The sequence below is a fragment of the Collinsella aerofaciens genome (assembly GCF_015561195.1).
GTDB lineage: Bacteria > Actinomycetota > Coriobacteriia > Coriobacteriales > Coriobacteriaceae > Collinsella > Collinsella aerofaciens_AC.
This window is the reverse complement of sequence record NZ_JADMSU010000008.1, coordinates 1-23,035: the sequence shown is the minus strand read 5'-3', so window position 1 is coordinate 23,035 and position 23,035 is coordinate 1. Positions and strand designations below refer to the sequence as shown.

At 61.0% G+C, this 23,035-nt stretch carries 26 protein-coding genes and 3 tRNA genes; 28 read left to right on the top strand and 1 reads right to left on the bottom strand.

Features of this window, described 5'->3' with window-relative positions:
- The first annotated feature begins 128 nt into the window (after positions 1 to 128).
- The 25 genes from rsgA (at position 129) to proC (ending at position 20,488) form a co-directional block, all read left to right on the top strand.
- On the top strand, positions 129 to 1,082 hold the full coding sequence (rsgA, locus tag I2H81_RS08080) for a ribosome small subunit-dependent GTPase A (protein WP_195645245.1): 954 nt from the start codon (positions 129 to 131) through the stop codon (positions 1,080 to 1,082).
- Between the two features lie 251 nt (positions 1,083 to 1,333).
- On the top strand, positions 1,334 to 1,993 hold the full coding sequence (gene cpaB / locus I2H81_RS08075) for a Flp pilus assembly protein CpaB (RefSeq protein ID WP_271817506.1): 660 nt from the start codon (positions 1,334 to 1,336) through the stop codon (positions 1,991 to 1,993).
- Positions 1,993 to 3,642 (top strand): nucleotide-binding protein, encoded by a 1,650-nt coding sequence (locus tag I2H81_RS08070; protein WP_195645190.1) that lies wholly within the window; start codon positions 1,993 to 1,995, stop codon positions 3,640 to 3,642. The genes cpaB and I2H81_RS08070 overlap by 1 nt, the downstream gene beginning before the upstream one ends.
- Complete coding sequence (locus I2H81_RS08065; RefSeq protein WP_195645189.1) at positions 3,639 to 4,967, top strand: CpaF family protein; 1,329 nt, start codon at positions 3,639 to 3,641, stop codon at positions 4,965 to 4,967. The genes I2H81_RS08070 and I2H81_RS08065 overlap by 4 nt, the downstream gene beginning before the upstream one ends.
- On the top strand, positions 4,940 to 5,866 hold the full coding sequence (locus I2H81_RS08060; RefSeq protein ID WP_195645188.1) for a type II secretion system F family protein: 927 nt from the start codon (positions 4,940 to 4,942) through the stop codon (positions 5,864 to 5,866). Before I2H81_RS08065 ends, I2H81_RS08060 begins: the two co-directional genes overlap by 28 nt.
- Positions 5,863 to 6,504 carry a type II secretion system F family protein gene (locus I2H81_RS08055; RefSeq protein ID WP_055250542.1) on the top strand — a complete coding sequence of 214 codons (642 nt, stop codon included), beginning with the start codon at positions 5,863 to 5,865 and terminating at the stop codon, positions 6,502 to 6,504. Before I2H81_RS08060 ends, I2H81_RS08055 begins: the two co-directional genes overlap by 4 nt.
- Positions 6,505 to 6,514: 10 nt before the next feature.
- Positions 6,515 to 6,748 (top strand): hypothetical protein, encoded by a 234-nt coding sequence (locus I2H81_RS08050; RefSeq protein ID WP_089572694.1) that lies wholly within the window; start codon positions 6,515 to 6,517, stop codon positions 6,746 to 6,748.
- Complete coding sequence (locus I2H81_RS08045; RefSeq protein WP_195645187.1) at positions 6,712 to 7,275, top strand: hypothetical protein; 564 nt, start codon at positions 6,712 to 6,714, stop codon at positions 7,273 to 7,275. The genes I2H81_RS08050 and I2H81_RS08045 overlap by 37 nt, the downstream gene beginning before the upstream one ends.
- Position 7,276: 1 nt before the next feature.
- Positions 7,277 to 7,495 (top strand): hypothetical protein, encoded by a 219-nt coding sequence (locus tag I2H81_RS08040; protein ID WP_195645186.1) that lies wholly within the window; start codon positions 7,277 to 7,279, stop codon positions 7,493 to 7,495.
- Entirely contained in the window at positions 7,431 to 7,967 is a 537-nt protein-coding gene (locus tag I2H81_RS08035) for a TadE/TadG family type IV pilus assembly protein (RefSeq protein ID WP_117563703.1), read from the top strand. Before I2H81_RS08040 ends, I2H81_RS08035 begins: the two co-directional genes overlap by 65 nt.
- A gap of 64 nt (positions 7,968 to 8,031) precedes the next feature.
- A complete protein-coding gene (locus tag I2H81_RS08030) occupies positions 8,032 to 10,092 on the top strand; it encodes a hypothetical protein (protein WP_195645185.1) in 2,061 nt (686 codons plus the stop codon).
- Positions 10,092 to 10,568, top strand: coding sequence for a hypothetical protein (locus I2H81_RS08025; protein ID WP_195645184.1), 477 nt, complete (start codon positions 10,092 to 10,094; stop codon positions 10,566 to 10,568). Before I2H81_RS08030 ends, I2H81_RS08025 begins: the two co-directional genes overlap by 1 nt.
- Positions 10,565 to 10,924: a DUF192 domain-containing protein gene (locus I2H81_RS08020; protein ID WP_271817505.1), complete on the top strand. Its 360-nt coding sequence runs from the start codon at positions 10,565 to 10,567 to the stop codon at positions 10,922 to 10,924. Before I2H81_RS08025 ends, I2H81_RS08020 begins: the two co-directional genes overlap by 4 nt.
- 58 nt (positions 10,925 to 10,982) lie before the next feature.
- The gene (locus tag I2H81_RS08015; protein ID WP_148332421.1) at positions 10,983 to 11,249 is read left to right on the top strand and encodes a hypothetical protein; all 267 of its coding nucleotides are present in this window, start codon (positions 10,983 to 10,985) and stop codon (positions 11,247 to 11,249) included.
- Complete coding sequence (locus I2H81_RS08010; protein ID WP_148332461.1) at positions 11,249 to 11,533, top strand: ATP-binding protein; 285 nt, start codon at positions 11,249 to 11,251, stop codon at positions 11,531 to 11,533. The genes I2H81_RS08015 and I2H81_RS08010 overlap by 1 nt, the downstream gene beginning before the upstream one ends.
- Positions 11,534 to 11,656: 123 nt before the next feature.
- Positions 11,657 to 11,729 (top strand) — tRNA-Phe (locus I2H81_RS08005).
- Positions 11,730 to 12,212: 483 nt separating this feature from the next.
- Positions 12,213 to 13,274: a glycoside hydrolase family 5 protein gene (locus tag I2H81_RS08000; RefSeq protein ID WP_055309641.1), complete on the top strand. Its 1,062-nt coding sequence runs from the start codon at positions 12,213 to 12,215 to the stop codon at positions 13,272 to 13,274.
- Between the two features lie 6 nt (positions 13,275 to 13,280).
- Positions 13,281 to 14,159, top strand: a complete 879-nt coding sequence (rsmI, locus tag I2H81_RS07995) for a 16S rRNA (cytidine(1402)-2'-O)-methyltransferase (RefSeq protein WP_195645182.1) — start codon at positions 13,281 to 13,283, stop codon at positions 14,157 to 14,159.
- 69 nt (positions 14,160 to 14,228) lie between these two features.
- Positions 14,229 to 15,830 carry a methionine--tRNA ligase gene (gene metG / locus I2H81_RS07990; protein ID WP_195645181.1) on the top strand — a complete coding sequence of 534 codons (1,602 nt, stop codon included), beginning with the start codon at positions 14,229 to 14,231 and terminating at the stop codon, positions 15,828 to 15,830.
- Between the two features lie 110 nt (positions 15,831 to 15,940).
- Positions 15,941 to 16,801, top strand: coding sequence for a 16S rRNA (adenine(1518)-N(6)/adenine(1519)-N(6))-dimethyltransferase RsmA (rsmA, locus tag I2H81_RS07985; protein WP_195645180.1), 861 nt, complete (start codon positions 15,941 to 15,943; stop codon positions 16,799 to 16,801).
- Positions 16,791 to 17,708 (top strand): TatD family hydrolase, encoded by a 918-nt coding sequence (locus I2H81_RS07980; RefSeq protein ID WP_195645179.1) that lies wholly within the window; start codon positions 16,791 to 16,793, stop codon positions 17,706 to 17,708. The genes rsmA and I2H81_RS07980 overlap by 11 nt, the downstream gene beginning before the upstream one ends.
- 43 nt (positions 17,709 to 17,751) lie before the next feature.
- Positions 17,752 to 17,838, top strand: a tRNA-Leu gene (locus I2H81_RS07975).
- A gap of 390 nt (positions 17,839 to 18,228) precedes the next feature.
- The gene (locus tag I2H81_RS07970; RefSeq protein ID WP_195645178.1) at positions 18,229 to 19,167 is read left to right on the top strand and encodes an SPFH domain-containing protein; all 939 of its coding nucleotides are present in this window, start codon (positions 18,229 to 18,231) and stop codon (positions 19,165 to 19,167) included.
- 6 nt (positions 19,168 to 19,173) lie between these two features.
- Positions 19,174 to 19,644: a 23S rRNA (pseudouridine(1915)-N(3))-methyltransferase RlmH gene (gene rlmH / locus I2H81_RS07965; protein WP_035136824.1), complete on the top strand. Its 471-nt coding sequence runs from the start codon at positions 19,174 to 19,176 to the stop codon at positions 19,642 to 19,644.
- 73 nt (positions 19,645 to 19,717) lie between these two features.
- Positions 19,718 to 20,488 (top strand): pyrroline-5-carboxylate reductase, encoded by a 771-nt coding sequence (proC, locus tag I2H81_RS07960; protein WP_195645177.1) that lies wholly within the window; start codon positions 19,718 to 19,720, stop codon positions 20,486 to 20,488.
- 157 nt (positions 20,489 to 20,645) lie between these two features.
- Here proC and I2H81_RS07955 read toward each other — a convergent pair whose 3' ends face one another.
- On the bottom strand, positions 20,646 to 20,819 hold the full coding sequence (locus I2H81_RS07955) for a DUF6724 family protein (protein WP_006235069.1): 174 nt from the start codon (positions 20,817 to 20,819) through the stop codon (positions 20,646 to 20,648).
- Between the two features lie 111 nt (positions 20,820 to 20,930).
- Between I2H81_RS07955 and serS the strand changes: the two genes are divergently transcribed.
- The 3 genes from serS to I2H81_RS07940 all read left to right on the top strand — a co-directional run bounded on the left by serS (position 20,931) and on the right by I2H81_RS07940 (position 22,919).
- Positions 20,931 to 22,214 (top strand): serine--tRNA ligase, encoded by a 1,284-nt coding sequence (gene serS / locus I2H81_RS07950; RefSeq protein WP_195645176.1) that lies wholly within the window; start codon positions 20,931 to 20,933, stop codon positions 22,212 to 22,214.
- A 173-nt stretch (positions 22,215 to 22,387) separates the two neighbouring features.
- Positions 22,388 to 22,765, top strand: coding sequence for a hypothetical protein (locus I2H81_RS07945; RefSeq protein WP_195645175.1), 378 nt, complete (start codon positions 22,388 to 22,390; stop codon positions 22,763 to 22,765).
- 77 nt (positions 22,766 to 22,842) lie between these two features.
- Positions 22,843 to 22,919: transfer RNA gene (locus I2H81_RS07940), tRNA-Arg, on the top strand.
- The last annotated feature ends 116 nt before the right edge of the window (positions 22,920 to 23,035 follow it).

Below are 23,035 nucleotides of genomic sequence, written 5' to 3'. Positions count from 1 at the left end.
AGCTGCTGGCAAGCGTGCCGGGACTCGACGCGCTGCAGGATGTTCCGGCGTTTGATGACCTGCCGGTCGATGAAGCTCAGCAGGCTGCCTTTGATGATTTCTGCGCACATGCCGAGGAGCCCGAGCAGATGCAGCTTGGCGCCGTGGTGCGCTTGGATCGTGGGTTTCCGCTGGTGGCGACTGCCGACGATACCTTCCGCGCCGAGCATGCCGTGGGATTTGCCAAGTCGCGCGGTGGGGACGAGGTCCTGCTGCCTGCCGTGGGCGATCGTGTGGCGGTGCGCCGTGCTCCCGGGCACGATATGGGCGTGATTGAATGCGTGCTGCCGCGCCGTACGAGCTTTGAGCGTTGGCGCGGCTGTGCCCGCGGAGAGCGCCAGGTGCTCTGCTCCAACGTGGATAGCGTGCTAATCGTGCAGGCGCTCGGTGCCGGCGAGGTGCTGCTCGACCGTGTGGCGCGCTCGCTGGTGTTGGCGCTCGACTGCGATGCCGAACCGGTGGTGGTACTCACCAAAGCTGACCGTTGCGATGCCGAGGAGCTCGAGCGCGATCTGGACCGCGTGCGCCGCCTGGTGGGTCCGGACGTGCGCGTGATCGTGACGTCCTCTGCCGAGGGCCGCGGCCTGGACGAGGTCCGTGCCTGCGTGCCTGTCGGGAGCTGCGCCATGATTCTGGGCGAGTCGGGTGCCGGCAAGTCGACGCTGCTCAATGCACTGCTGGGCCACGATACGTTGGCGACCGGCGGTGTGCGCGAACGCGACGACCAGGGCCGTCACACTACCGTCGCGCGCGTGATGGTGGCGCTGCCGGGCGACGCCGGCGTGATCGCCGATGCCCCGGGCCTGCGCAGCCTGCCGCTCGTGGGTCACGAGCGGGGTCTGGCCCGCGCCTTCCCCGAGATTGTCGAGGCATCGCGCGCGTGCCGGTTTGGCGATTGCACGCATACCCATGAGCCAGGTTGTGCCGTTCGCGAGGCCGAGGACGCCGGGCAGATCGACAGCCTGCGTCTGGAAACGTTCCAAAACCTGGCGTCATCCATGCGCGTGAGCGCTCAAATGCTCGATCCCGATGTCCATCTGTAATTGATTTTTCCTATGACAGCCGTCTCCCAACTGTTCGGGAGACGGCTTTTTGCTGCGGAAAAGCCTCGAAACATGCAGTTTGCTGACGTGCCGACCAAAACCTTGCCACGAGCTTGACGGGCTGGTCAGCTTTTGGTCAGCGATTGGTTTGACATCGAAAACCAAGATCGCGATTGCGCCGCTTTGCACTCTGACCGCCCAGACAATGGTGGTACGGGCATTCGCCCGGCACTGCCATGAGAGGAGCGGCCGTGAACAAGAGCAAGCGCATCGCCATCAGTCTGGTCGCGGGCGTGCTCGCTGCTCTGCTCTGCATGGTTTACGGCTCGTCGATCCGCTCGCAAGCCGAACAGGTCCAGGCTGAGACCTTGGCCAAGTACGGTGGCGACCGCGTCGAGGTATGTGTCGCGGCGCGCGATATCGATGTGGGCGAGACCCTCGATGAGACCAATGTCATAACCCAGGAATGGCTGACGAGTCTGCTGCCGCGTGACACGGCGACCGAGCTGCGCCAGGTGCGCGGCGACGTGACGACTTCGCGTATTCCCAAAAACGCCGTGATCTGCAATGTCTACACCAAGGCCGAGAGCCACAAGCTCGAGGTGCCTAAGGGCAAGGTCGCCGTTTCGGTGGCGGTCGATGCCGAGCACTCGGTCGGCGGTGCTGCGGGCGTGGGCAGCTACGTGGATGTGTATGTGCAAAAAGACGGCGTAACCGATCGGCTGTGCGGCGCGTACGTGATCGATACCAGTGAGGATTCCGGTGCCACGCGCGAGGGCAAGATCGAATGGGTGACGCTGGCGGCTGACCCCGAAGACGTCAAGGAACTGCTGGGAGCCTCGGGCAAGGGAACGGTCAGCTTGACGATTCCCGCCACGGCGCGCGGCAAAAAGAGCGGAGGCGACGAGTGATGAAGGCGATCTGGCTTGCGTGCTGTGCGTGCGGCGATTACGGGCTGTTGCAGCGGGAAGTCGAGGGCCGTGATGTGGGTGCACAGGTGCTTCGCGTGGGTGACCTGGACGGGCTGATTTCCATGGCGCGGGCGTTTCCGTCGCGCCGCGGGGCTGCCATCATCGCGGCGTCTCTGTTTGATACCGAAGATGTGCGCAAGACTGTTGCGCGCCTGACGGCCGAAGGCCGCGTGAGTCGCGTGGTCGTGTTGATAGAGGCGCTCGATCCGTCGGATATCGAGGGGCTGTTTCGCGCGGGGGCGACCGAGGTCATCGCTGCACACAGTATATGCGGCAACGGGCGCGCGGGCGAGGGAGCGGTTGATTCCGATCGGCGCATGACGATTGAGCCCGATGCTTTTGTTGATAGGGAACCCGGGGCGCCTCGCGCTACAAGAGGCCCGCGTGTTGATGATTATGGAAAAGCGGAAGCCGAGCATGGTCGGCGCCCCCGGAACCCCCTTGTATACGATGACGCTGGAGGGCCGGCGCAGCATGCTGGCGATTCCCCGGCTGTAGATATGGGATACGTGCACGGCGTGAATCCGGCGGATGAACTCGATGAAGTTGAGGGCTTTGCCGGGTGCGGCGAGCTGTCGCTGATGCAGCATGAGCAGATTGCACAGAACGAGCCTGCCTCGCAGACCGAACAAGCTGCCATGCCGGCTTGGACGCAGCGTGTGGTTGCGGCGGGGGAGACGGGGACGCTGTCACCGACGCCCGCCCCGCCGCCTCCGATGCCGCCGGCAGACGCTGCCGCTTCGCCGCATCGAGCTCCGGTCATCTGCGCCATTTCGGGTTCGGGCGGTTGCGGCAAGTCGACGATCGTTGCCACCATGGCACACACATCGTCGCTGTTGGGCTTGCGTGCCGCCGTGCTCGACCTGGACCTGATGTTTGGAAACCTTTACGACTTGTTAGGCGTCGATGCTCCGCGCGATATGGCGGCACTTATCGAGCCGTCGGCGGCGGGCACGCTCACCGAGCCGGATATCGTAGCCACATCGATGCGCGTGGCACCGGGCGTTACGCTCTGGGGTCCCGTCGCGGCGCCCGAGCAAGCCGAGCTCATGGCACGTCCGGTGGAGCTACTGCTTGATGTTCTGCGTCGCGAATCCGACGTGGTCTTTATCGATACCTCGGTCTTTTGGGGCGACGCCGTGGCGGCTGCGGTGGCGGCGAGCGACCGTTGCCTGGTCGTTGGCGATGCGGCGGTGTCGTCCGCGGCATCGGCATCGCGCGTCATTGAACTGGCAGGTCGAGTAGGTGTGCCGCGCACGCGCATGAGCGCCGTGTTCAACCGGTTCGGTGCGCGCGGGGCAGACGAGGACGTCGTCATGCGCTTTGAGATTGCCTGCGCGTTGAGCTCCAAGATTCGTATCGCCGATGGCGGGCAGGATCTCGCCGCGCTCATGGCGTTTGGGCGCGCTGACGAGGCGGTGGGGCAGACCAGCGCTTTCGCGACTAGCGTGCGCGAGGCCACGCGCGAGATGCTCGTGGAACTGGGGTGCGCCGTCGGCCTTTGGAGCGATATGGTCGCCGACCGTGCAACGCGTACCGAACGCCCGCGTATCCGCCTTCCCTGGTCGCGCGAGGGTGATCAGCGATGAGCCTGCAAACGAGGATTAAGGCTGCCGGCGCTGCGGCGGCGGCAGCGCCTGTAGATGCGGGGCGTCGCCGCGCTGTGAAACGACGCACCAAGCGCGCCGTGATGGACCGCATGGGTTACGACGAAGTGGCGCGTATCAGCGCCTATATCGACCCGGCACTTGCCCGCTCGGAATTGCGTCCTGCGGTGGAGGCGGCGCTCAATGTTGAGGAGCCGACCGATCTCGCGACGCCCGAGCGCGAGACCATCATTGACGAGATTTTGGATGACGTGGTGGGCTTGGGGCCGTTGCAGCCGCTCATCGAGGACGACACCGTTACCGAGATCATGATCAACGGCTGCCGCTCGGCTTTCTTTGAACGCGGCGGCGTCTTGCACCCCATCGAGCATGCGTTTGAGGATGATGAGCAGATCCGTGTGCTTATCGACCGCATTATCTCGCCACTTGGCCGCCGTATCGACGAGCGCAGCCCCATCGTCAACGCCCGCCTCAAAACGGGCTATCGCGTCAACGCGGTGATTCCGCCTGTGGCGATTGACGGACCGATTCTCACCATCCGAAAGTTCTCGGACCGTATCTGCTCGCTGGACGAGCTCGTGGGGTTGGGATCGCTGCCGCTTTGGTATGCGCAGCTGCTGTCGTGTGCGGTGTCGCTGCGACAGGACCTGGCGGTTGCGGGGGGCACGGGATCTGGTAAGACCACCCTGCTCAACGCGTTGTCATGTGAGATTTCCACCGGCGAGCGCATCGTGACGATCGAGGACTCTGCCGAGCTCAAGTTTGCGCATCATCCGCACGTGGTGCGCCTAGAGGCGCGCGAGGCTTCAATTGAGGGCGAGGGCGCGGTGACGATCCGCGACCTGGTAACTAATGCCCTACGCATGCGCCCCGACCGCATCGTGGTGGGCGAGGTGCGCGGTGCCGAGTGCTGCGACATGTTGCAGGCCATGAACACGGGCCACGACGGGTCGCTCACCACGCTTCATGCGGGTTCAGAACAGGAGACCGTGGTGCGTCTGACGTTGCTTGCACGTTATGGCATCGATCTGCCGAGCGAGCTCATCGAGGAGCAGATTGCCATGGCGCTCGACGGCATCGTGATGTCCGAGCGCCACGCCGATGGCAGGCGTTTCGTCTCCTCGTATTCGGGGGTGCGACGCGCCGCATCGGGCGGCGTAGAGCTCGAGCGCTATGTGACGTTCGATGCCGCCGAGCGCACCTGGACGCTTGACCGCGAGCCGCCGTTTATCGCAGAAGGCCTGCGGTCGGGGGCGCTCACACAAGAGGAGGTGGACGAATGGAGATCACTGTGCCCCTCGTCGTAGGGGGCTTGGCAGGGCTTTCTGTCGCGACGGCGTGCGGGGCGGAACCTCGTGTGCCGCAGGTACCGCCGGCGGAGCTGGCACGTCAGGCGCTCGAGACGGTGGCAGAGAAGCTGCCGCGTGAGCTGGTGGAAAACGATCTGCTGAAAAAGATCGCCCGTTCGTGGGCATCGCTGGCTCCGGCGCATCGCCTTGGCCTCGTGATCGAAGATGCTTCGGGACGTTTGGCGTTTCTGCTGCTATCGAGCGGTGTCTGCTGCGTTTTACTAACGATGGTGTCGTTATCGCCCCTCGGATTTGCCTTGGGACTTGTTGCTCCGTTTGCCGTTGGTGCCGCTCGGGATGGCTTTGAGAGCCGGCGCGAGCAACACGATGCAGAAGAGGCAATGCCCGAGGCGTTTACCGCACTTTCCATGTCGCTTGCCTCGGGACATTCGCTGGCCCAGGGCATGCGCTTTGTGGGCGCTCATGCGCAAGAGCCAGTGCATACCGAGTTTTTGCGGGTGGCGGCGGCGATCGACTGCGGCGTCTCGGCGACCGACGCGCTCGATGACTTGCTCGTGCGTATCGACGCCCCCGGTCTTTCACTTGTGACCTTGGCGCTTAAGGTGTCTCAGCGCACCGGCGCTCCGCTTGCCGACTTACTGTCCGAGGCGTCGAGCATGGTGGGGGAGCGCATTGAGCTCAAGCGCCGCCTGGATGTTAAGACGTCGCAGGCTCGCATGTCTGCGCATATGGTCGCAGCGATGCCGGCGGGCATGTGCGCGGTGTTGGCGCTGCTTTCGGCAGATTTTCGTCGCGGTCTTGCGACGCCTGCCGGCGCGGGCGCTGTGGTGCTGGGTCTTGCCCTCAACGCCGTTGCCCTGGTGGTTATCCGGCGCATTATGCGGGTGGAGCTATGAGCGCCCCGGTTGCAGTTGCGGCTTGCCTGTGCGCCCTGAGTGTATTTGTCGCGACGGGTTTGGATCGGGCGGATGCACGCAAGATCGCAGGGGCCTGCAAGCGCGAGGCGGTGCTGGTCGCTGCCGCGGGTCGCTCGGTGGTCGATGCTCTGACCGCGCGAGTGAAGGGCGCGGTTGGAGCGGGCGGCCCGGCGCGAGTGTCGCTCGGCGAAGTGTCCGAGATGATCGATGTTGTGCGCTTGGGTCTTTCGGCCGGTCTTTCGTTTGATGCGGCGCTTGAGATTTTCTGCGCCAACCGCCGGTCAGTGCTGGCTCTTCGCCTTGAGCGCGCCTGCATGGCGTGGCAGGTGGGCGTGGGCACGCGTGAGGACGAGTTGTTGGCCGCCGCGCGCGACCTGGACGTGCGAGCGCTCGAGACCTTTGCCATCACGGTGGGGCAGGCGCTCGCCCTGGGTGCCCCACTTGCCGAGACGCTGGCCGCTCAAAGTCGCGAGATCCGTGCGGCTCATCGCGCCGCGGTCGAGCGCGAGATCGAGCGTGCGCCCGTCAAGCTGCTGATTCCCACCGGCACGCTCATCTTGCCGGCGTTGCTTCTGTCCATATTGGGCCCGCTGCTGGGAGCAGGCGGGATGATGTAGGGAGGAATACATGAACACGATGACTGACGCTGCTGGCAAGGTCCAGGGCTGGGCGTTTTGCCGGGCGGCACATGTTCGTCAGCGCGCCAAGGAACTATTGCAGGAGGAGAGTGCACAGGGTACCACCGAGTATGCCATCTTGGTCGGCGTGCTCGTGGTGATCGCGATTATCGCCATCGTCGCATTTAAGGGCAAGGTCCAAGATCTATGGAACGCTATCAGCGAGGGCATCAACAGCCTGTAGAGGGCGAGCGCCCCATCGGGGTGCTGCTGGTGTTTGCTTGCCTGACCGTGGCGATAGCGGCGGTGCTTTGGGGGCTTAACGCCGCGCGGCAGCAGCGTCCTGGGACCGCCTCCAATTTGGGCTCAGATTCGGCGGTGGCGTCTCAAAAAGATGAGATGCGAGATGCGGACGATTCGGATGTCGCTGTCACGGCGCAAACCTTTCTGCGGACGCTCGACAAGCGGTCTGGCACTGCGACGGATTCGCCTGAGGGCAACGCGATTGCGGTCCGGCTTGCATGGTCCGAGGACCGACCGATGACCGAAGCGGCGGCGGATATGCTGCGTGCCTATCGCGAGGTACCCACGGCGCAACTTGCTCTGAGCGGCTATCTCGACATCAAGGGAAACGTGTGGGGCGCCATCGTGCGCGACGGACGCGGCTGGGTCGATATGGTGACAATTGCCGCGGATGCTGGCGATGCTTCGTGTCGTCTGCGCGCCGTGCGCCTAAGCCCGCAGGCAACGGACTCAAAGGAGGGATCGTGAAATGCATGATGTCCTGTGTGAGGAATCTGCCCAGGCGACGGTCGAATACGCCATCGTCACGGTGGCGCTGTTATCGATCGTGCTGGCGATCGCGGGACTTTGGCGTGCCGGCACCGATGGGCGCTTGGCGGCGCTGGTTGAGCGGGCGGCATCCCATGGCGTTGCCTCGACGTCGGTTATCGACGCCGCTGCGGCCGCTAAGGACATCGCGTTGTATTGATGCCGCGCGCGAGGACCGGGCGCAGTCTACGGTCGAGGCCGCTTTTTTGCTGCCGACGTTTCTGACACTCATCCTTCTCGCGCTGCAACCGGTGTGCCTGCTCTATACGCGCGCGGTCATGGAGTCTGCCGCCGCCGAGACCGCGCGGCTCATGACCACGACGACGGCGGAGGACGACGATCTTAAGGAGTTCACCCGCCGCCGACTTGCCGCAGTGCCCAACGTTTCGATCTTTCATGCCGGCGGGCCGTTGTCGTGGGATATCGAGCTTGGCCGGGCCGGTGCGGGTGGCGTCTCGTCCGTGTCCGTTTCCGGCGAGGTCAAGCCGTTGCCTGTGATCGGTGCGTTTGCGCAGGCTATGGGTGGTACCGCCGAGGGCGGCTACGTTGAGCTCAAGGTCGATGTCTCGTATCAATCGCGTCCCGAATGGCTGGAGGGAGATTATGATTCGTGGATTGCTGCATGGGATTAAGCGTTTCTGGTCTAGACGCGTTTTGACGCACCGTCCGAGCTGCCATCGCAAGCGAGGCGGCTTTATGGGTCGAGCCGGTGTCGATCTGTTTATCGAAGACGGCGCCTATACCACGCTTTCTTCTGCCGTGGTCATCCTAGTGGTGCTCACATTGTTGTTTTCGTCGACCGCGGCGATATGGAGCATGTCGCGTGCCGGGGATACCCAGGTGGCGGCTGATAGCGGCGCGCTGGCGGGTGCCAACGTAGTGTCGTCCTATCACACGGCTGCCACGGTGGTTGATGCGAGCATCTTGAGTCTGGGGCTGGCGGGGTTTGCCACGATCGGGACGGGCCTGGTCGCCATCCTCATCCCGGGTGCCGAGCCGGTTGCCGGCAATATGGTCGACACCGGGATTGAGATCATTAAAACGCGCAACAAGTTTGCCAAAAGCGCATCGGAAGGCTTACAGAAAATCGAGACGGCTCTGCCGTATCTGATCGCCGCGCGTGCCACGCAGGCTGTGTCGGCGCAGGATACCGATAGTGTGACCTATACCGGTACGGCGCTTGCCGTGCCCAGGACATCCGAGTCTGACTTCGCTGCGCTCAAAGGATCAGAGATCTCGACCGATACCATTAAAGACACATCAGATGATTTAGAGTGTGCGGCCGAGGAGCTGCGGAAGGCTTCTGAGGACACGGCGAAGGCTAAAGAGCGTGCTTGGCTGGCGGATTGTGGTGGGTCTGACAAGAGCTCGGTCGGCAGCTGTTCTTGCATGTGGGAGCGTGCGAAAAGCCTAACGGATCTCTCCGGTGTTCAAAATCCGCATTACTCATCGAGCGTTACGTGGGAGCCCCAAGTTGCCCTTGATCGCGCGAAGGACTACTACCATTGGCGTCTGACAAATGAGAAGCCCCACGGCTCGAGTGTCGAGATGAAGGCAGAGTCTGCGGCGCGTAAGGCGTTTTATACCTATGCGAGCGCGGAGGTCGATCGGGCACATATAACCGAGAACGGAGACAGGGTTTCCTCCTATATTCCGCTGCTGCCGCGCAACTCTGATGAGGTTCGGGCGACGGAACTCTATACCGATGCGGTGTGGCCGACTAGCGTGAACGATGACAAGGCGTATCTGCATTACGGGACGACCTGCCCTAACTATAAGAAAGGGACGCCGAGCGGATTTGCTTCGGTTGCCGATTACGATGGACAGGATAAATGCAGCAAATGCCATTTTGGCGTTTTGTCGCTTGGTGCTGTTGCGGTGCCTTCAACCTCTATCGAAAACGGCTTTGAGTATCACTTTGACAAGTTTAAAGACGCCCTGGAGGACTACGTCGACTGTCGCAACAAGGAGCTCGAGCTCGAGCGTCAGACCGAGGACGAAGCCGACCGTGCGGGCAATGCGTTCGATACCGCCATCAAAGAACTTTCCGGTGAGCGTCCGCGTATCGCCCCACCTGGCCGCAACGGCGTAGTCGCCTTTGCAGTTTCGGGTGATATTACCAGCCCCGATCAACTTAACTCTTCGTTTAACACGGCGGTTGAGCTTGGCAGTCGCGGTGCCATCTCTGCCGCGGTGCTGGCGCCCGATGAGGCGACGGCGCAAAACAACGTGCTTTCGCGATTTTTCTCGACATTGAAGGAACGCTCGGGTGGCGTTGCCGGCGTACTCGATGGCGTCATGGATGTTTGGGGACGGCTGCTTGTGGGATACGGAGACATCCAAGGTTCGGCCGACGAACTTGTGGACGAGATGATTAAGGGCCTAGGAGGGGGCAACGGTGCGTTGGGCTCCATTGCATCGTGGCTCGGCGATACCGTTTCGGCGTCCGTGGCGGCGCTGGGTTTGGAACCGTGCGACTTGCGCCTGCGAAAGCCGGTGCTGACCGATTCCGCCAACGTCATTAAGAGTCCGGGGTCTGACATTGCCGGTCTCTCTCAAGCGCAAGACAAGCTGCGAAGTATTCCGTTGGGCGTGACCGATCCCAAGGCGCTTTGCGAGGCGTTGGAATATCAAGTCGAACGCACCATCAGCGGTACGGTGTTCACGCTTGCGGAGATTCCTCTGCCCGGCGGCGGCTCCATCCCGCTCACCGTCGATGTCGCCACGCTGGTTGGCGCTCTGGGCGGTGGGTCGTAATGAGTATCCGCATGCGTCTGCGCGAGGAGCACGCCCAAGCGACGGTGGAGATGGCAGTGGTTACGCCCGTTTTGCTGGTGCTGGCACTCATCGTGTACAACGTCATGATCTTTGCCAGTGCTGTCGCGCGCTTCGACCGCGTGGTGCCCGACATCGTGTTGGCGCACGCCGTGGCGTCGGAGGGGGAGGGCGACGAAAGCTCTGTCGATGCCTCGGCGACGGTCCAGACTCAAATTCTGAATGCCATGGAAGGCTATGACTTGCAGATTGAAGTGTCGAGCGAGCAAGGCGCGGAGGCATCGGATGGTGGCCTGCTCTCCCTATCCGGTACGTTTAGGACCTATACCTGCACCATGCACTATGAACCGTGGCCGAGTTCGCTGAGCATCGCCGGCGTTTCCCTGGGGGCGCCGGCCGTGCTCACGCATGAACGTGCGGTGACGGTCGATCCATGGCGCCCGGGGGTGGTCATGTGAGTGCGGCCTCGTCCTATATCGCCTACGCGCGGGCGCTCAACAGGTTGGGCTGGACGCCGGCCGAGTTTGTGGTGGCGGAGTCGTTTACCGTGCGTCTGCGCGGCATGCTGGGACGGCGGCCGATTGCCGCCAGCGGACTGCCGCTTGTCATGGCGTTTCCGCGCTGTTCCTCGGTTCACACCTGCTTTATGGCCTATCCCATCGACATCGCCTTTATCGATCGCAATGGCAATGTTCTTGCTTGCTGCGAAAACGTTCGCCCATGGCGCATGTGTTCCTGCCCCGGCGCCTGGGCGGCACTCGAGCGCCCTTCGATCATTGTTTCGACCCCTGCTCTCCAACGCGTGCCGGCTTAAGAATTGGCGACAGCGGACTTTCGTCATACGAAATTTGGTACGATGGAGGAGGAGATGCATGGATGTTGAGATCCATCCCAACGCTAAAAAGCACCTGACGGAAAAACAGGTGCTTGGTGCTTGGCTCGCGGTTACTGAGTGTATTCGCCGCGAGTCGGAAGACGAGCCGCCGAGATGGCTTGCGATTGGATGGCTTCCGGACGGACGAAGCGTGGAGCTCGTTGCGGTCGAACTTATTCGTGGATGGCTCATTATTCATGCCTTGTCTCCGGTTCAGAAGAAATTCTGGCAAGAGATTGAGCGAGCTCGGCAAAGGGGTCGATGATGGGCAAGACATATACGACCGCTAATGGTCAGGTTGTAACGGATGAAATGATTGACGCGTGGTGTGAGTCGTACGAGCGCGGAGAGTTTCCGGATGGCGAACACACCGTTGGTGGGATCGTGCATGGACGGCCCCCGCTCTCAGGTGAGGGGACGGCAACGCTGTCGGTCAAGATTCCTCTGGGAATGAAGGAGGCCATTCGTCGACGGGCGGCTGCCGAGGGAATGACGCCAAGTGAGTTTGCCCGTGCGGCTCTGAGCGAAAAACTTCTTGCTGCCGGCTGATGCCTCTGACGTGCCGATTTAAAGAACCGAGGCTGTGCTCAAAAACTTTTTTGAAATTCTCGGTTGACCGGAACGCGTCCTTGGTTATACTAATCAAGCCTTGAAACAAGGCACACCTCAAATGGCTGGGTAGCTCAGTTGGTAGAGCAGAGGACTGAAAATCCTCGTGTCAGGGGTTCGATTCCCTTCCCCGCCACCTTGAATTGACTAGGACCTCTGCAAAGGGGTCCTTTTCTTTTATGCAGCCCCCACATGGAATCGAACCCCGTGAGGGCGCGGAGCTGAGTAAACGCGTAAGCGTTTGCCAGCGCAGCTCGCAAGGCGCGTAAGCGCCGCAGCGGTCCGTCCGCGCAGCGCGCGGACGCGATTCCCTTCCCCGCCACCTTGAATTGACTAGGACCTCTGCAAAGGGGTCCTTTTCTTTTATGTAGGGTTCTGCGGAAACTGCGTCCCAGAATAAGGGCTCAGAACGGGACACACTTTCCGGTGCCTGCCTCCGGCGCGCGTACGTACCTTGTCGCACCATTCCGAGCCCGTCTGCTCCCAGACATTCCTCCCACTTTCGCGTCACTTTACAGACCGTTCGGTCGCCTGTCCGCACACGCGGGTATACTCAAAACGATACTTATCCTATGCAATACGATGCGGGTTCGACCTGCATGATCCGAAGGGGGCAGTGATGGAGAGGATACTCGGCGTTAATCTCTCTGGTTGGTTTATTCCCGAGCCTTGGGTGACCCCGTCGCTGTACGCGGCGACCGGTGCATCCAACGCAGCCGAGCTGCAGGAGGCCATGGGTACCGCCGCCTATAACGAGCGCATGCGCCGCCATTACGAGACGTTTGTGAGCGAGGACGATTTTCGTCGCATGGCGCAGATCGGTCTCAATGCCGTGCGTCTGCCGGTGCCCTGGTATGCCTTTGGCTCACAGGAGTCCGATGCCTCCTACATATCGGTTGTCGATTACATCGACCGCGCGATTGAGTGGGCTGCCAAGTACGACATCCGCGTGCTGCTCGATCTGGCAACCGTGCCCGGTGGCCAGGGCGATTCCAACGATTCGCCCACCACGCCGGAGGCTGTCGCCGAGTGGCATTCGTCCACCAACGGCCGTCATGTCGCACTCGACGTGCTTGAGCGCTTGGCCGATCGCTATGGCGAGGCCGAGAGCCTGCTGGGCATTGAGCTGCTGGACACGCCGCAGATGAGCGTTCGCAAGAGCCTCTTCACCATGACGGATGGCATTCCCGCTCACTACCTGCGCAATTTCTATCGCGATGCCTACGAGCTCGTCCGTTCGTATATGCCCGAGGATAAAATCGTCGTCTTCTCGTCGTCGGGGCATCCCAGCGAGTGGAAGCATTTTATGCGCGGCGCCAAGTACAAGAACGTCTACATGGACCTTCACCTGTACCATTACCGCGACGAGTATGCGCTCGACATCACGAGCCCCCGCGGGCTGACGACGGCGATTTCGCGTAACAAGCGCGAGCTTAAAGAAGCGATTTCGACAGGGTTCCCCGTGCTGGTGGGCGAATGGTCGGGCGCGGCGATCTTTGCCAACTCGTCGGTTACGCCCGAGGGCCGCAATGCTTACGAGCGCGTGTTTATCGCCAACCAGCTGGCTTCGTTTGCGCCGGCTGCCGGTTGGTTCTTCCAAACGTGGAAGACCGAGAAGCGCATTGCAGCATGGGACGCCCGCGCGGCGCTCGGTACGCTCGAGCGCGGCATGATTGAATAGGTTGATATGACGCAAAACAGCGCCCATATGGGCAAACTCTATATGGTCGGCACGCCCATCGGCAACCTGGGCGACCTGTCCCCGCGCGTTGGCGAGGCGTTTGCCGCCGCCGATGCCATCTGCTGCGAAGACACGCGTGTGACGTCAAAGCTGCTGATGCATCTGGGCATTTCCAAGCCGCTTGTCCGTTGCGACGAGAATGTGATCGCCAACCGCGCCGCCGGCCTGGTCGACCGCCTGCTGGCGGGGGAGACCCTCGCCTTTGCCTCGGACGCCGGCATGCCGAGCGTGTCCGATCCCGGCCAGGCGCTGGTCGAGGCGGCACGTGAGGCCGATGTGCCCGTCGAAGTTATTCCCGGGCCCTCTGCTTGCGTCACGGCGCTCGTTTCGTCCGGCATTCCCTGCGAGCATTTTTTCTTCGAGGGCTTTTTGGGCCGAAAGCACGGCGACCGCGTGCGCCGTTTGCAGCGCCTTGCCGTGGTGCCCGGCGCACTCATCTTCTACGAGTCTCCACATCGCATCGTCGCGACGCTCGAGGCCGTGGCGGAGGTCTTTCCCCAGCGTGAGGTTGCCGTCTGCCGCGAACTCACCAAGCTGCACGAGGAGGTCTTGCGCGGGCCCGCTGACCAGCTTGCCGAGGAGCTGCGTGCTCGCGGCGAGGTAAAGGGCGAGATTGCGCTGGTCATCGCGCCGCCGAGCGAGGATGAGGAGGCCGGCATCGCGCCGGTTGGCGCTGCGGTAGCGGATCCCGACGAGGCCCTGCGCGAGGATATCCGCACCGCGCTCGAGGAGGGGGAGCCCGCCTCTGCGGTGGCCAAGCGCCTGTCTCAGAAGTATTCGCGCCGCAAGCGCGATGTCTATGCCATGGTGCTCGATATGCAATAGATGGAGGATATCCAGCCCTTGCGCTAGAATCATCCCCTGTATGCAACGTTTTTCTGGAGGACAAACCCCATGGATCAAAGCAAGCCTTCGTTCTTTATCACGACGCCCATCTACTACGTCAACGCCGATCCGCACCTGGGCACGGCTTATTCCACCATCATCGCCGACGTTCAGGCTCGCTATCGCCGCTCCGCCGGCTATAACGTCAAGTTCCTGACTGGCATGGACGAGCACGGCGAGAAGGTCGCCGAGGCCGCTGCCAAGCACAACATGACGCCGCAGGAGTGGACCGACAGCCAGGCTCCGCACTTCAAGGAGCTTTGGAGCAAGCTCGAGATCTCCAACGACGACTTCATCCGCACCACCGAGCCGCGCCAGCATCATGCCGTGCAGTACCTGTGGGAGCGCATGAAGGAGTCCGGCTACCTGTATAAGGGCAGCTACGACGGTTGGTATTGCGTGCCTGACGAGACCTACTTCACCGATACGCAGGTCCAGAAGGGCGACGAGGAGTACGGCAGCGTCGGCCAGCACCTGTGCCCTGACTGCCACCGTCCGCTTGAGCGCGTGCAGGAGGAGTCCTACTTCTTTAAGCTTTCCGCTTTCCAGGACAAGCTGCTCAAGCTTTACGACGAGCACCCCGACTTTGTCGAGCCTGCGTTCCGCATGAACGAGGTACGTAGCTTTGTCGAGGGCGGCCTTAATGACCTTTCCGTGAGCCGTACGAGCTTTGACTGGGGCATTCAGGTCCCGTTTGACGAGGGTCACGTGACCTACGTGTGGTTCGATGCGCTGCTCAACTATATGACGGCCGTCGGCTACGGTGTCGACACCGACGAGGCGCGTGCCGAGCTGGCCTATCGCTGGCCCGCGCAGTTCCACATCGTGGGCAAGGACATCATCCGCTTCCACTGCGTCATTTGGCCCGCCATGCTCATGGCCATCGGCGAGGCCCTGCCCGAGCACGTCTTTGCCCACGGCTTCCTGACCGTGCGCAATGCCGAGACCGGCAAGGCCGAGAAGATGTCCAAGAGCCGCGGCAACGCCATCGCTCCGCAGGACGTTATCGACATGTTGGGCGTCGAGGGCTATCGCTACTACTTTATGACCGACGTCGTCCCCGGCACCGACGGTGCCATCAGCTTCGATCGCATGGAGCAGGTCTACAACGCCGACCTGGCCAACAGTTGGGGCAACCTTATCTCGCGTTCGCTCAACATGAGCGGCAAGTACTTTGATGGTTGCGCGCCCGCCAAGCCCGCATCGTTCGATGCGTTCGACAACCCGCTGGCAAAGATCGCCGATGGTCTGGTCGAGCGCTACATGGCCAAGATGGACGTGCTCGATTACGGCGGAGCCAAGGACGAGGTTATGGAGCTCATCCATGCCGCTAACCACTACATCGAGGACTCCGAGCCCTGGGCGCTTGCCAAGGACGAGGCCAAGGCTGACGAGCTGGCATTTGTGATCTACAACCTGCTCGAGGCCATCCGCATCGCCGCCCACCTGCTGATGCCGCTCATGCCCCAGACTTCTGCCGAGGCTCTGCGTCGCCTGTCTTGCGAGGACGAGGCCGCGAGCGACGACCTCAAGGGCATTTGCACTTGGGGCCTGCTTGCTGGCGGTCAGCCCGTCGAGAAGGGCGATCCGCTGTTCCCGCGTCTGGCGTAGAGACCGCGCGAGCGCCATATCGGCAATTTGCTGTTTAGCTGTAAGGGCATGGCCGCCACGGTCCATGCCCTTTTGTTTCAAGACGCCGCCATCATGCTAAGGAGGCAACCATGACAACTTCGCCTTTGGCAAACCCCACGGCCACCAGGGAGCTGCTGGAGGAGTTTGGCCTTGCGACCAAGCATCGCCTGGGCCAGAACTTTCTAATCGACAATCATGTGATCGAGCGTATCTGCGAGCTTGCCGAGCTTGCAGGTGACGAGCGCGTACTCGAGGTGGGTCCGGGTTGTGGAACGTTGACACTTGCGTTGCTGCAGGAAGCGGCGTGCGTTACGTCCATTGAGGCCGATCCCGAGCTTGAGCCGGTGCTCGATGCCCACGCCGCCGACTATGCCAACTTCCGCTTTATCATGGGCGATGCGCTCAAGGTGACGCCGGAGCAGATTGAGCAGGCCGCCGGTGGTGAACCCACGGTGTTTGTCGCGAATCTGCCCTATAACGTGGCGGCGACGATCATTCTTCAGTTCTTCCAGACGATGCCCGCGCTTAAGCGCGCTGTCGTCATGGTGCAAAAGGAGGTTGCCGATCGCATTGCCGCAACGCCGGGCAACAAGACCTATGGCGGCTACACGGCAAAGCTTGGCCTGTATGCGCAGGTGACGGGTCGCTTTGAGGTGCCGCCGCGTTGCTTTATGCCGGCGCCACACGTGGACTCGGCCGTCGTGCGTATCGACCGTGTTGACGGTGTGGTGCCCGAAGGACTCGATCGCGAATTTGTGGCCCGCGTGATTGATGCTGCATTTGCTCAGCGTCGCAAGACCATCCGCAATTCCATGAGCGCCAACGGCTTTGCCAAGGACGTGCTCGATGCCGCCTTTGAGGCTTGCGGTATCGCACCCACCACGCGCGCCGAGACGCTCGGCGTCGCCGCCTTTGTCCGTCTGGCCCAGGAGCTAATCCATGATGCCTAATGCCGAACGCGTGACGTTTACCAAGAAAAAGAAGACAGTTGCTTGTCCCGTGCCCTTGGCACCGCTTGCCGACACACATGCGCATCTGCTTTCGTTCTGGGGCAAGGACGTGCCCGAGACACTCGTGCGTGCCAAGGCGGCAGGCATCGACCTGTTGGTGACGGTCTTCGATCCCATTGCCGATAAGCGCAGCGTGACGGACTATAGCGACTGGCTGACGCGCGAGATTCTGCCGATGCGGGATATCCCGCAGATCAAGTATCTTGCCGGCGTGCATCCGTATGGCGCGCCGGACTATACCGACGACGTTCACGCACAGGTCGTTGCCGCACTCGATGACCCCTTATGCGCCGGTATTGGCGAAATCGGTCTGGACTACCACATGGATTACGACGACGACATCACGCCGGCGCCCCACAGCGTGCAGATTGATTGCATGGCGCGTCAGCTCGAAGTCGCCGTGCGCTGCAATGTGCCGGTGGAGTTGCACCTGCGGCACGAGGACTCGGATGGGGAGCGCACCTCGCATATGGATGCGTACAACGTGCTTCGTGAGGTGGGCGTGCCCCAGGCCGGTTGTGTGCTGCACTGTTTTGGCGAGGACCGCGCCACGATGGAGCGCTTTGTGGAGCTGGGCTGCTATATCGCCTATGGTGGTGCGGCCACCTTTAAGCGCAACGACGACGTGCGCGAGGCATTTGTGGCAACCCCACTCGACCGCATTTTGTTCGAGACGGATTGCCCGTATATGGCACCGGAGCCCATCCGCGGTCTTGAATGCGAGCCCGCAATGATCTCCATTACGGCAAACGCGCTGGTTAACGACCGTGTCGATCGCACTGGTGAGGACGCCGAAACAATCGCGCATGCCGCTTGGGAAAATGCCTGCAAACTTTTTCAAAAATAGTTCTTGCGTTCGCGGTGGCGCTCCGTTATTCTAATTCCTGCACGCGGGCGTGGCGGAATTGGCAGACGCGTACGGTTCAGGTCCGTATGGGGGCAACCCCATGAAGGTTCAAGTCCTTTCGCCCGCACCATTGATTGAAAGAGCTCCCAGCAATGGGAGCTTTTTTGTTATGGGCTGTTTTTGGCAGGTTTGGCTTATCAATTTCGCACGACAGAAACCCCTGTGGTCAAAAAACGGCAAATATGAGTACTGTTATGAAAATGGATACATTTCTCGAAACCATTTTCTTGCATGTTACGCAACAGATGTACGTTAATCTGGCTTATCTCAGAGATAAAGTGAAGCGATTTCGATCTAGATCTCTGCTCCAACGGGGCGATTTTGCTTAGAAAACGCTGCTACTAAACTTGTAACAGTACTCATATTTGGCCTTTTTTGACCACGGGCCCTCTTGTTAGTGTCACGCGGCCGCTCCGTGCGGGTATCCTAGTGCCAACGTGCGCCTATCAGAGGAGAGACCATGCTGTTTTCCGGTATCATCGCCGCCCTTACCAGCCTTTTGATTCCCATTATCATCCTGTTGCTGCTGCTCCCCAACGCCTGCTACGTCGTTGAGCAGCAGCACGCTGTGATCATCGAGCGCCTGGGCAAGTTCAACCGCATCGTCAACGCGGGCTTCCACATGAAGGTGCCCGTGATCGACCGCAAGGCCGCTACGGTGAGCCTGCGCACCATGAAAAACGGCTTTGGGATCGACGTTAAGACCCAGGATAACGTGACTATCGGCCTTGAGGTCTCCGCTCAGTACCACGTGAGCTACGACATGGGCGCCGGCCCGGCAGATTCGGGCATCTACAAGAGCTACTACATGCTGCAGGAGCCCGTCGACCAGATGCGCGACTTCATCACCGACGCCCTGCGCTCCTCCATCCCCGTCTACACACTCGATGAGGTCTTTGCCAAGAAGGACGACATCGCCAAGGATGTCAACGCTACCGTTTCCGAGCAGATGGCCGCCTACGGCTTCACCCTCGTGTCGACGCTCATCACCAAAATCGCACTGCCGACCGAGGTCGAGAACTCCATGAACGACATCAACGCCGCCCAGCGCAAGCGCGCTGCCGCGCAGGAGCTCGCCGAGGCCGACCGCATCAAGCGCGTCACCGAGGCGACCGCCGAGGCCGAGGCGATGGAAAAGGCGGGTGAGGGCATCGCCAACCAGCGCAAAGCCATCGCGCTGGGCATCAAGGATTCGCTCGAGATTATCCAGGAGACAGGCGTTGGCAACGATGAGGCCAACCAGCTGTTCATGTTTACGCAGTGGACCGAGATGATGACGGAGTTCGCGCGTACGGGCAAAAACTCGACGGTCGTGTTGCCGAGCGACTTCTCACAGTCGGCCTCTATGTTCGAGCAGATGCTGGCCGCAGGCAAAGTTCAAAACGATTCGAAGGAGTAGGCGCGCGTGAAATACACCGTCGTTTGCGTCGGCAAGCTCAAAGAGCGCTTTTGGAAGGATGCCTGCGCTGAGTACACCAAGCGTCTGGGCGCCTATGCCAAGGTGGATATCCGCGAGGTGGCCGATATCGACCCGGCCAAGGCGGGCGGTGTGGATGCCGCGCGTGACAAGGAGGGGGCGGCGATTCTTGCTGCCTTGCCGTCCCGAGCGCATGTGATCCTGCTGGCTATCGAGGGCAAGGAGCGTTCGAGTGAGGAGCTCTCGGCGAGGCTCGACGATCTTATGCTGCGAGGCAGCAGCGACATTGCCTTTGTAATCGGCGGTTCGGACGGCGTGAGTGATGAGGTGCGCGCCCGCGCCGACGAGATGCTCAGCTTTGGACGCATTACCTTGCCGCATAACCTGGCGCGTGTGGTGCTGCTAGAGCAGATTTACCGTGCCTGCAAGATCAGCCGTGGCGAGCCGTATCACAAATAGGTCGGCAATACGAAACAATGGCGTGGGACAATACCTTTCGTTTTGAGGAATGTGTCTGAAAGGACTGTGTGATATGAAGATTGGATTTGTCGGTTTTGGCAATATGGCGAGCGCTATGGCTGATGGCTGGATCGCTGCCGGTGTAGCCGCGAGCGACATGTGCGCCTGTGCGGGTCGCTACGACGCACTGGTTGAGCGTTGTGAGACGCGCGGGATGGTCGCTTGCCACGATGCCGCCGAGGTTGTCGCCGCATCCGATATCGTGGTCGCTGCGGTCAAGCCGTACATGATCGAGAAGGTATTCGCCCCGCTCCAGGATGCTCTTGCCAAAAAGGTCGTTCTGTCGGTTGCCTGGACCTGGGACAGTGCCAAGTGGGAGCAGGTCCTGCCGGGTGTCGCGCATATCTCGACGGTGCCCAACACACCGGTTTCGGTGGGCGAGGGTGTCATCGCCTGCGAGAAGTCCTCTACGCTTAGCGATGAGCAGCGTGCTGTTGTGCTCGACCTGCTCGGTAAGCTTGGCACGGTGGTTGAGCTCGATACGAGCCTGCTGTTTGTGGGCGGCACGGTTGGTGGTTGCGCTCCGGCGTTTGTCGCCATGGCAATCGAGGCCCTGGGCGATGCGGCGGTCAAGCACGGTATCCCGCGTGCGGATGCCTATCGCATTGTGAGCCAGATGGCGCTGGGTACGGCAAAGCTGCAGCTTGCAACCGGTCAGCATCCTGCGGCGATGAAGGATGCCGTGTGCTCGCCCGGCGGTGCCACCATCAAGGGCGTCGTTGCGCTCGAGGACGCCGGCATGCGCAGCGCCCTGGTCAAGGCAATCGACGCAACCCTTCAGTAAAACCTGCTATTTAGGGACAGGTTTATTTTGGCAGGTTTTTCCTGCGGTTTTGTCCTTTTAGCGAAAAGCGCCCCGCAACTGGTTCAATTCCAGTTGCGGGGCGCTTGCGTTTGCCCAGATAAAACCGACCAAAATAAACCTGTCCCTTTTTGGCAGGTTAGTCCCAGAAGCTGTCTTCTTCGTCCTCGGACTTGGGGCCGCGGTCGACATACATCTTATGGGTGCGCTTCTCCATTACAAAGGCAAGAATCGCAAACAGCAGGATGCCGCCGGCGAAAAGGATGGCAAAACCGGTGCGGGTGCCAAACAAAAAGGAAAAAACTGCGTCCATTGGGTGCCTTCTTGCGTAGTTGAGTTGGGTCGTAAACGCTCATAAGTATATACTTGCCCATACATGTACAAGGTTGCAACCTAAATGGAATGTATATCGCCGGAGGATCTAATGCTTGATATCAAGTTTGTTCGCGAAAACCCCGATGCCATCGATGTCGCCATGGCTAACCGCCAGACGTCTTGGGATCGCGAGAAGTTCTTTGAGCTCGACGACGAGCGTCGTGCCGTCATCACCGAGGTCGAGGAGCTTCAAGCCACGCGCAACGCCGAGTCCAAGAAGATTGGCGCCCTGATGAAGGAGGGCAAGAAGGACGAGGCCGAGGCCGCCAAGGAGGTCGTGCGCGCCGTCAACGAGAAGATTGACGGTCTGGCCGAGCGCCGCACCGCCCTCGAGCAGGAGCAGTACGACTTCATGGCTCACCTGCCCAACATTCCGTGCGATGCCACCCCGTACGGTAAGGACGAGGACGAGAACATCGAGCGTCGCCGCTGGGGCACCCCGCGCGAGTTCGACTTCGACTTTAAGCCGCACTGGGACCTGGGCACCGATCTGGACATCCTCGACTTCGAGCGCGGCAACAAGCTCTCCGGCAGCCGCTTCACCGTTCTCGGTGGCGCCGGCGCCCGCTTGGAGCGCGCCCTTATCAACTTCTTCCTGGACACGCACACGAGCCGTGGCTTCAAGGAGTGGTGGCCGCCTATCGTCGTCAAGCGTCAGACCATGTTCGGTACGGGCCAGCTGCCCAAGTTTGAGGACGACGCCTATCACGTCTCGGGCGACAACTTCCTGATCCCCACCGCCGAGGTCGTGCTCACCAACCTGCACGCCGGCGAGGTTCTCGACGCCGACACCCTGCCGCGCCGCTACACCGCCTTCACTCCCTGCTTCCGCGAGGAGGCCGGTTCCGCCGGTCGTGACACCCGCGGCATCATCCGTCAGCACGAGTTCGACAAGGTCGAGATGGTCAAGTTTGCCAAGCCGGAGGAGTCCGACGAGGAGCTCGAGAGCATGACCGCCGAGGCCGAGTACCTGCTGCAGCAGCTGGGTCTTCCGTATCGCGTGATTAGCCTGTGCACCGGCGACCTGGGCTTCTCTGCCCGTCAGACCTACGACGTCGAGGTCTGGCTGCCGAGCTACAACGCCTACAAGGAGATCAGCTCCTGCTCCAACTGCGGCGACTTCCAGGCTCGCCGCGCCAACATCAAGTATCGCGACCCCGAGAACTTCAAGGGTTCGCGCTACCTGCACACCCTTAACGGTTCCGGCCTGCCGGCTGGTCGTACCATGGCTGCCATTCTGGAGAACTACCAGAACGCCGACGGCACCATCACGATCCCCGAGGTCCTGCGTCCCTACATGGGCGGCCTCGAGAAGATCGAGCCGGTCGCGTAACTTGGCTGCATAGGGGATATGCAAGGGCGCTCCTTCGGGGGCGCCCTATTTCGTGCGCAGGTCCATACCATGCCGTGCGGACAGCTCAATAGAAAACACACGAACAAATGTTCTGTATACAGTCATCTACCTGCTATGCTTTTGCTAAATAAGAGCGAGAGAAAGGGGACACGATGGAACTGTTTGATGATCGGGTGGTTTTGTTTGAGAGCGACGAGGGCGGGGAGTACCTGCTTGTAACGTGTGAACCGTCTGGCATGGGTGGCCTGGTGGTTCGACAGACGAGCGAGGGGCCGTTGACGCAATGGTGCTACGAGGAGTCGCCTCATGTGGTTGAGACGTTTGTGGCGCACGAGGGGCTTGTGGTCCTAGAGCATTTCTATGGGGTCCAGACATCTAATCAGGTTGCTCGCATGTTGAGCATCTCGTTTGCCGATTACGATTGTGCCCAGCGGGTGAGATCGCTTCTGAGGGAACTTGATGCTAAGTTTGACGTGATCGAAAGGCCAATCGATCGTACGGGGAACGGCGGTATATGCGGAGCAGCATGACAAAACTGCGTTCCACAAAAAAGTTTGAGATTGTGCTTGACTCCAATAAGCTAAAGTGGTTTTATATGTCTTGCGCTGCGGCGTTACCTCAGCTGGATAGAGGGTCTGACTACGAATCAGAACGTCATAGGTTCGAATCCTATACGCCGCACCAATCGAACTTGAAGCCTCCGGCAACGGGGGCTTTTCTTTTGGCTCTGTTAGACCAGGATTGACATACATGTGTCCCCACGGTGCCATATCGTTGACCCCATAGACCGCGATGATGGG

Bases quoted from the DNA above. Each gene is read 5' to 3' on its own strand.
- rsgA (WP_195645245.1), top strand. From the start codon at position 129: ATGCAGCTTGGCGCCGTGGTGCGCTTGGATCGTGGGTTTCCGCTGGTG.
- I2H81_RS08070 (WP_195645190.1), top strand. From the start codon at position 1,993: ATGAAGGCGATCTGGCTTGCGTGCTGTGCGTGCGGCGATTACGGGCTG.
- I2H81_RS08065 (WP_195645189.1), top strand. From the start codon at position 3,639: ATGAGCCTGCAAACGAGGATTAAGGCTGCCGGCGCTGCGGCGGCGGCA.
- I2H81_RS08060 (WP_195645188.1), top strand. From the start codon at position 4,940: ATGGAGATCACTGTGCCCCTCGTCGTAGGGGGCTTGGCAGGGCTTTCT.
- I2H81_RS08055 (WP_055250542.1), top strand. From the start codon at position 5,863: ATGAGCGCCCCGGTTGCAGTTGCGGCTTGCCTGTGCGCCCTGAGTGTA.
- I2H81_RS08050 (WP_089572694.1), top strand. From the start codon at position 6,515: ATGAACACGATGACTGACGCTGCTGGCAAGGTCCAGGGCTGGGCGTTT.
- I2H81_RS08045 (WP_195645187.1), top strand. From the start codon at position 6,712: ATGGAACGCTATCAGCGAGGGCATCAACAGCCTGTAGAGGGCGAGCGC.
- I2H81_RS08040 (WP_195645186.1), top strand. From the start codon at position 7,277: ATGCATGATGTCCTGTGTGAGGAATCTGCCCAGGCGACGGTCGAATAC.
- I2H81_RS08035 (WP_117563703.1), top strand. From the start codon at position 7,431: ATGGCGTTGCCTCGACGTCGGTTATCGACGCCGCTGCGGCCGCTAAGG.
- I2H81_RS08030 (WP_195645185.1), top strand. From the start codon at position 8,032: ATGGGTCGAGCCGGTGTCGATCTGTTTATCGAAGACGGCGCCTATACC.
- I2H81_RS08025 (WP_195645184.1), top strand. From the start codon at position 10,092: ATGAGTATCCGCATGCGTCTGCGCGAGGAGCACGCCCAAGCGACGGTG.
- I2H81_RS08015 (WP_148332421.1), top strand. From the start codon at position 10,983: ATGGATGTTGAGATCCATCCCAACGCTAAAAAGCACCTGACGGAAAAA.
- I2H81_RS08010 (WP_148332461.1), top strand. From the start codon at position 11,249: ATGGGCAAGACATATACGACCGCTAATGGTCAGGTTGTAACGGATGAA.
- I2H81_RS08000 (WP_055309641.1), top strand. From the start codon at position 12,213: ATGGAGAGGATACTCGGCGTTAATCTCTCTGGTTGGTTTATTCCCGAG.
- rsmI (WP_195645182.1), top strand. From the start codon at position 13,281: ATGACGCAAAACAGCGCCCATATGGGCAAACTCTATATGGTCGGCACG.
- metG (WP_195645181.1), top strand. From the start codon at position 14,229: ATGGATCAAAGCAAGCCTTCGTTCTTTATCACGACGCCCATCTACTAC.
- rsmA (WP_195645180.1), top strand. From the start codon at position 15,941: ATGACAACTTCGCCTTTGGCAAACCCCACGGCCACCAGGGAGCTGCTG.
- I2H81_RS07980 (WP_195645179.1), top strand. From the start codon at position 16,791: ATGATGCCTAATGCCGAACGCGTGACGTTTACCAAGAAAAAGAAGACA.
- I2H81_RS07970 (WP_195645178.1), top strand. From the start codon at position 18,229: ATGCTGTTTTCCGGTATCATCGCCGCCCTTACCAGCCTTTTGATTCCC.
- proC (WP_195645177.1), top strand. From the start codon at position 19,718: ATGAAGATTGGATTTGTCGGTTTTGGCAATATGGCGAGCGCTATGGCT.
- I2H81_RS07955 (WP_006235069.1), bottom strand. From the start codon at position 20,819: ATGGACGCAGTTTTTTCCTTTTTGTTTGGCACCCGCACCGGTTTTGCC.
- serS (WP_195645176.1), top strand. From the start codon at position 20,931: ATGCTTGATATCAAGTTTGTTCGCGAAAACCCCGATGCCATCGATGTC.
- I2H81_RS07945 (WP_195645175.1), top strand. From the start codon at position 22,388: ATGGAACTGTTTGATGATCGGGTGGTTTTGTTTGAGAGCGACGAGGGC.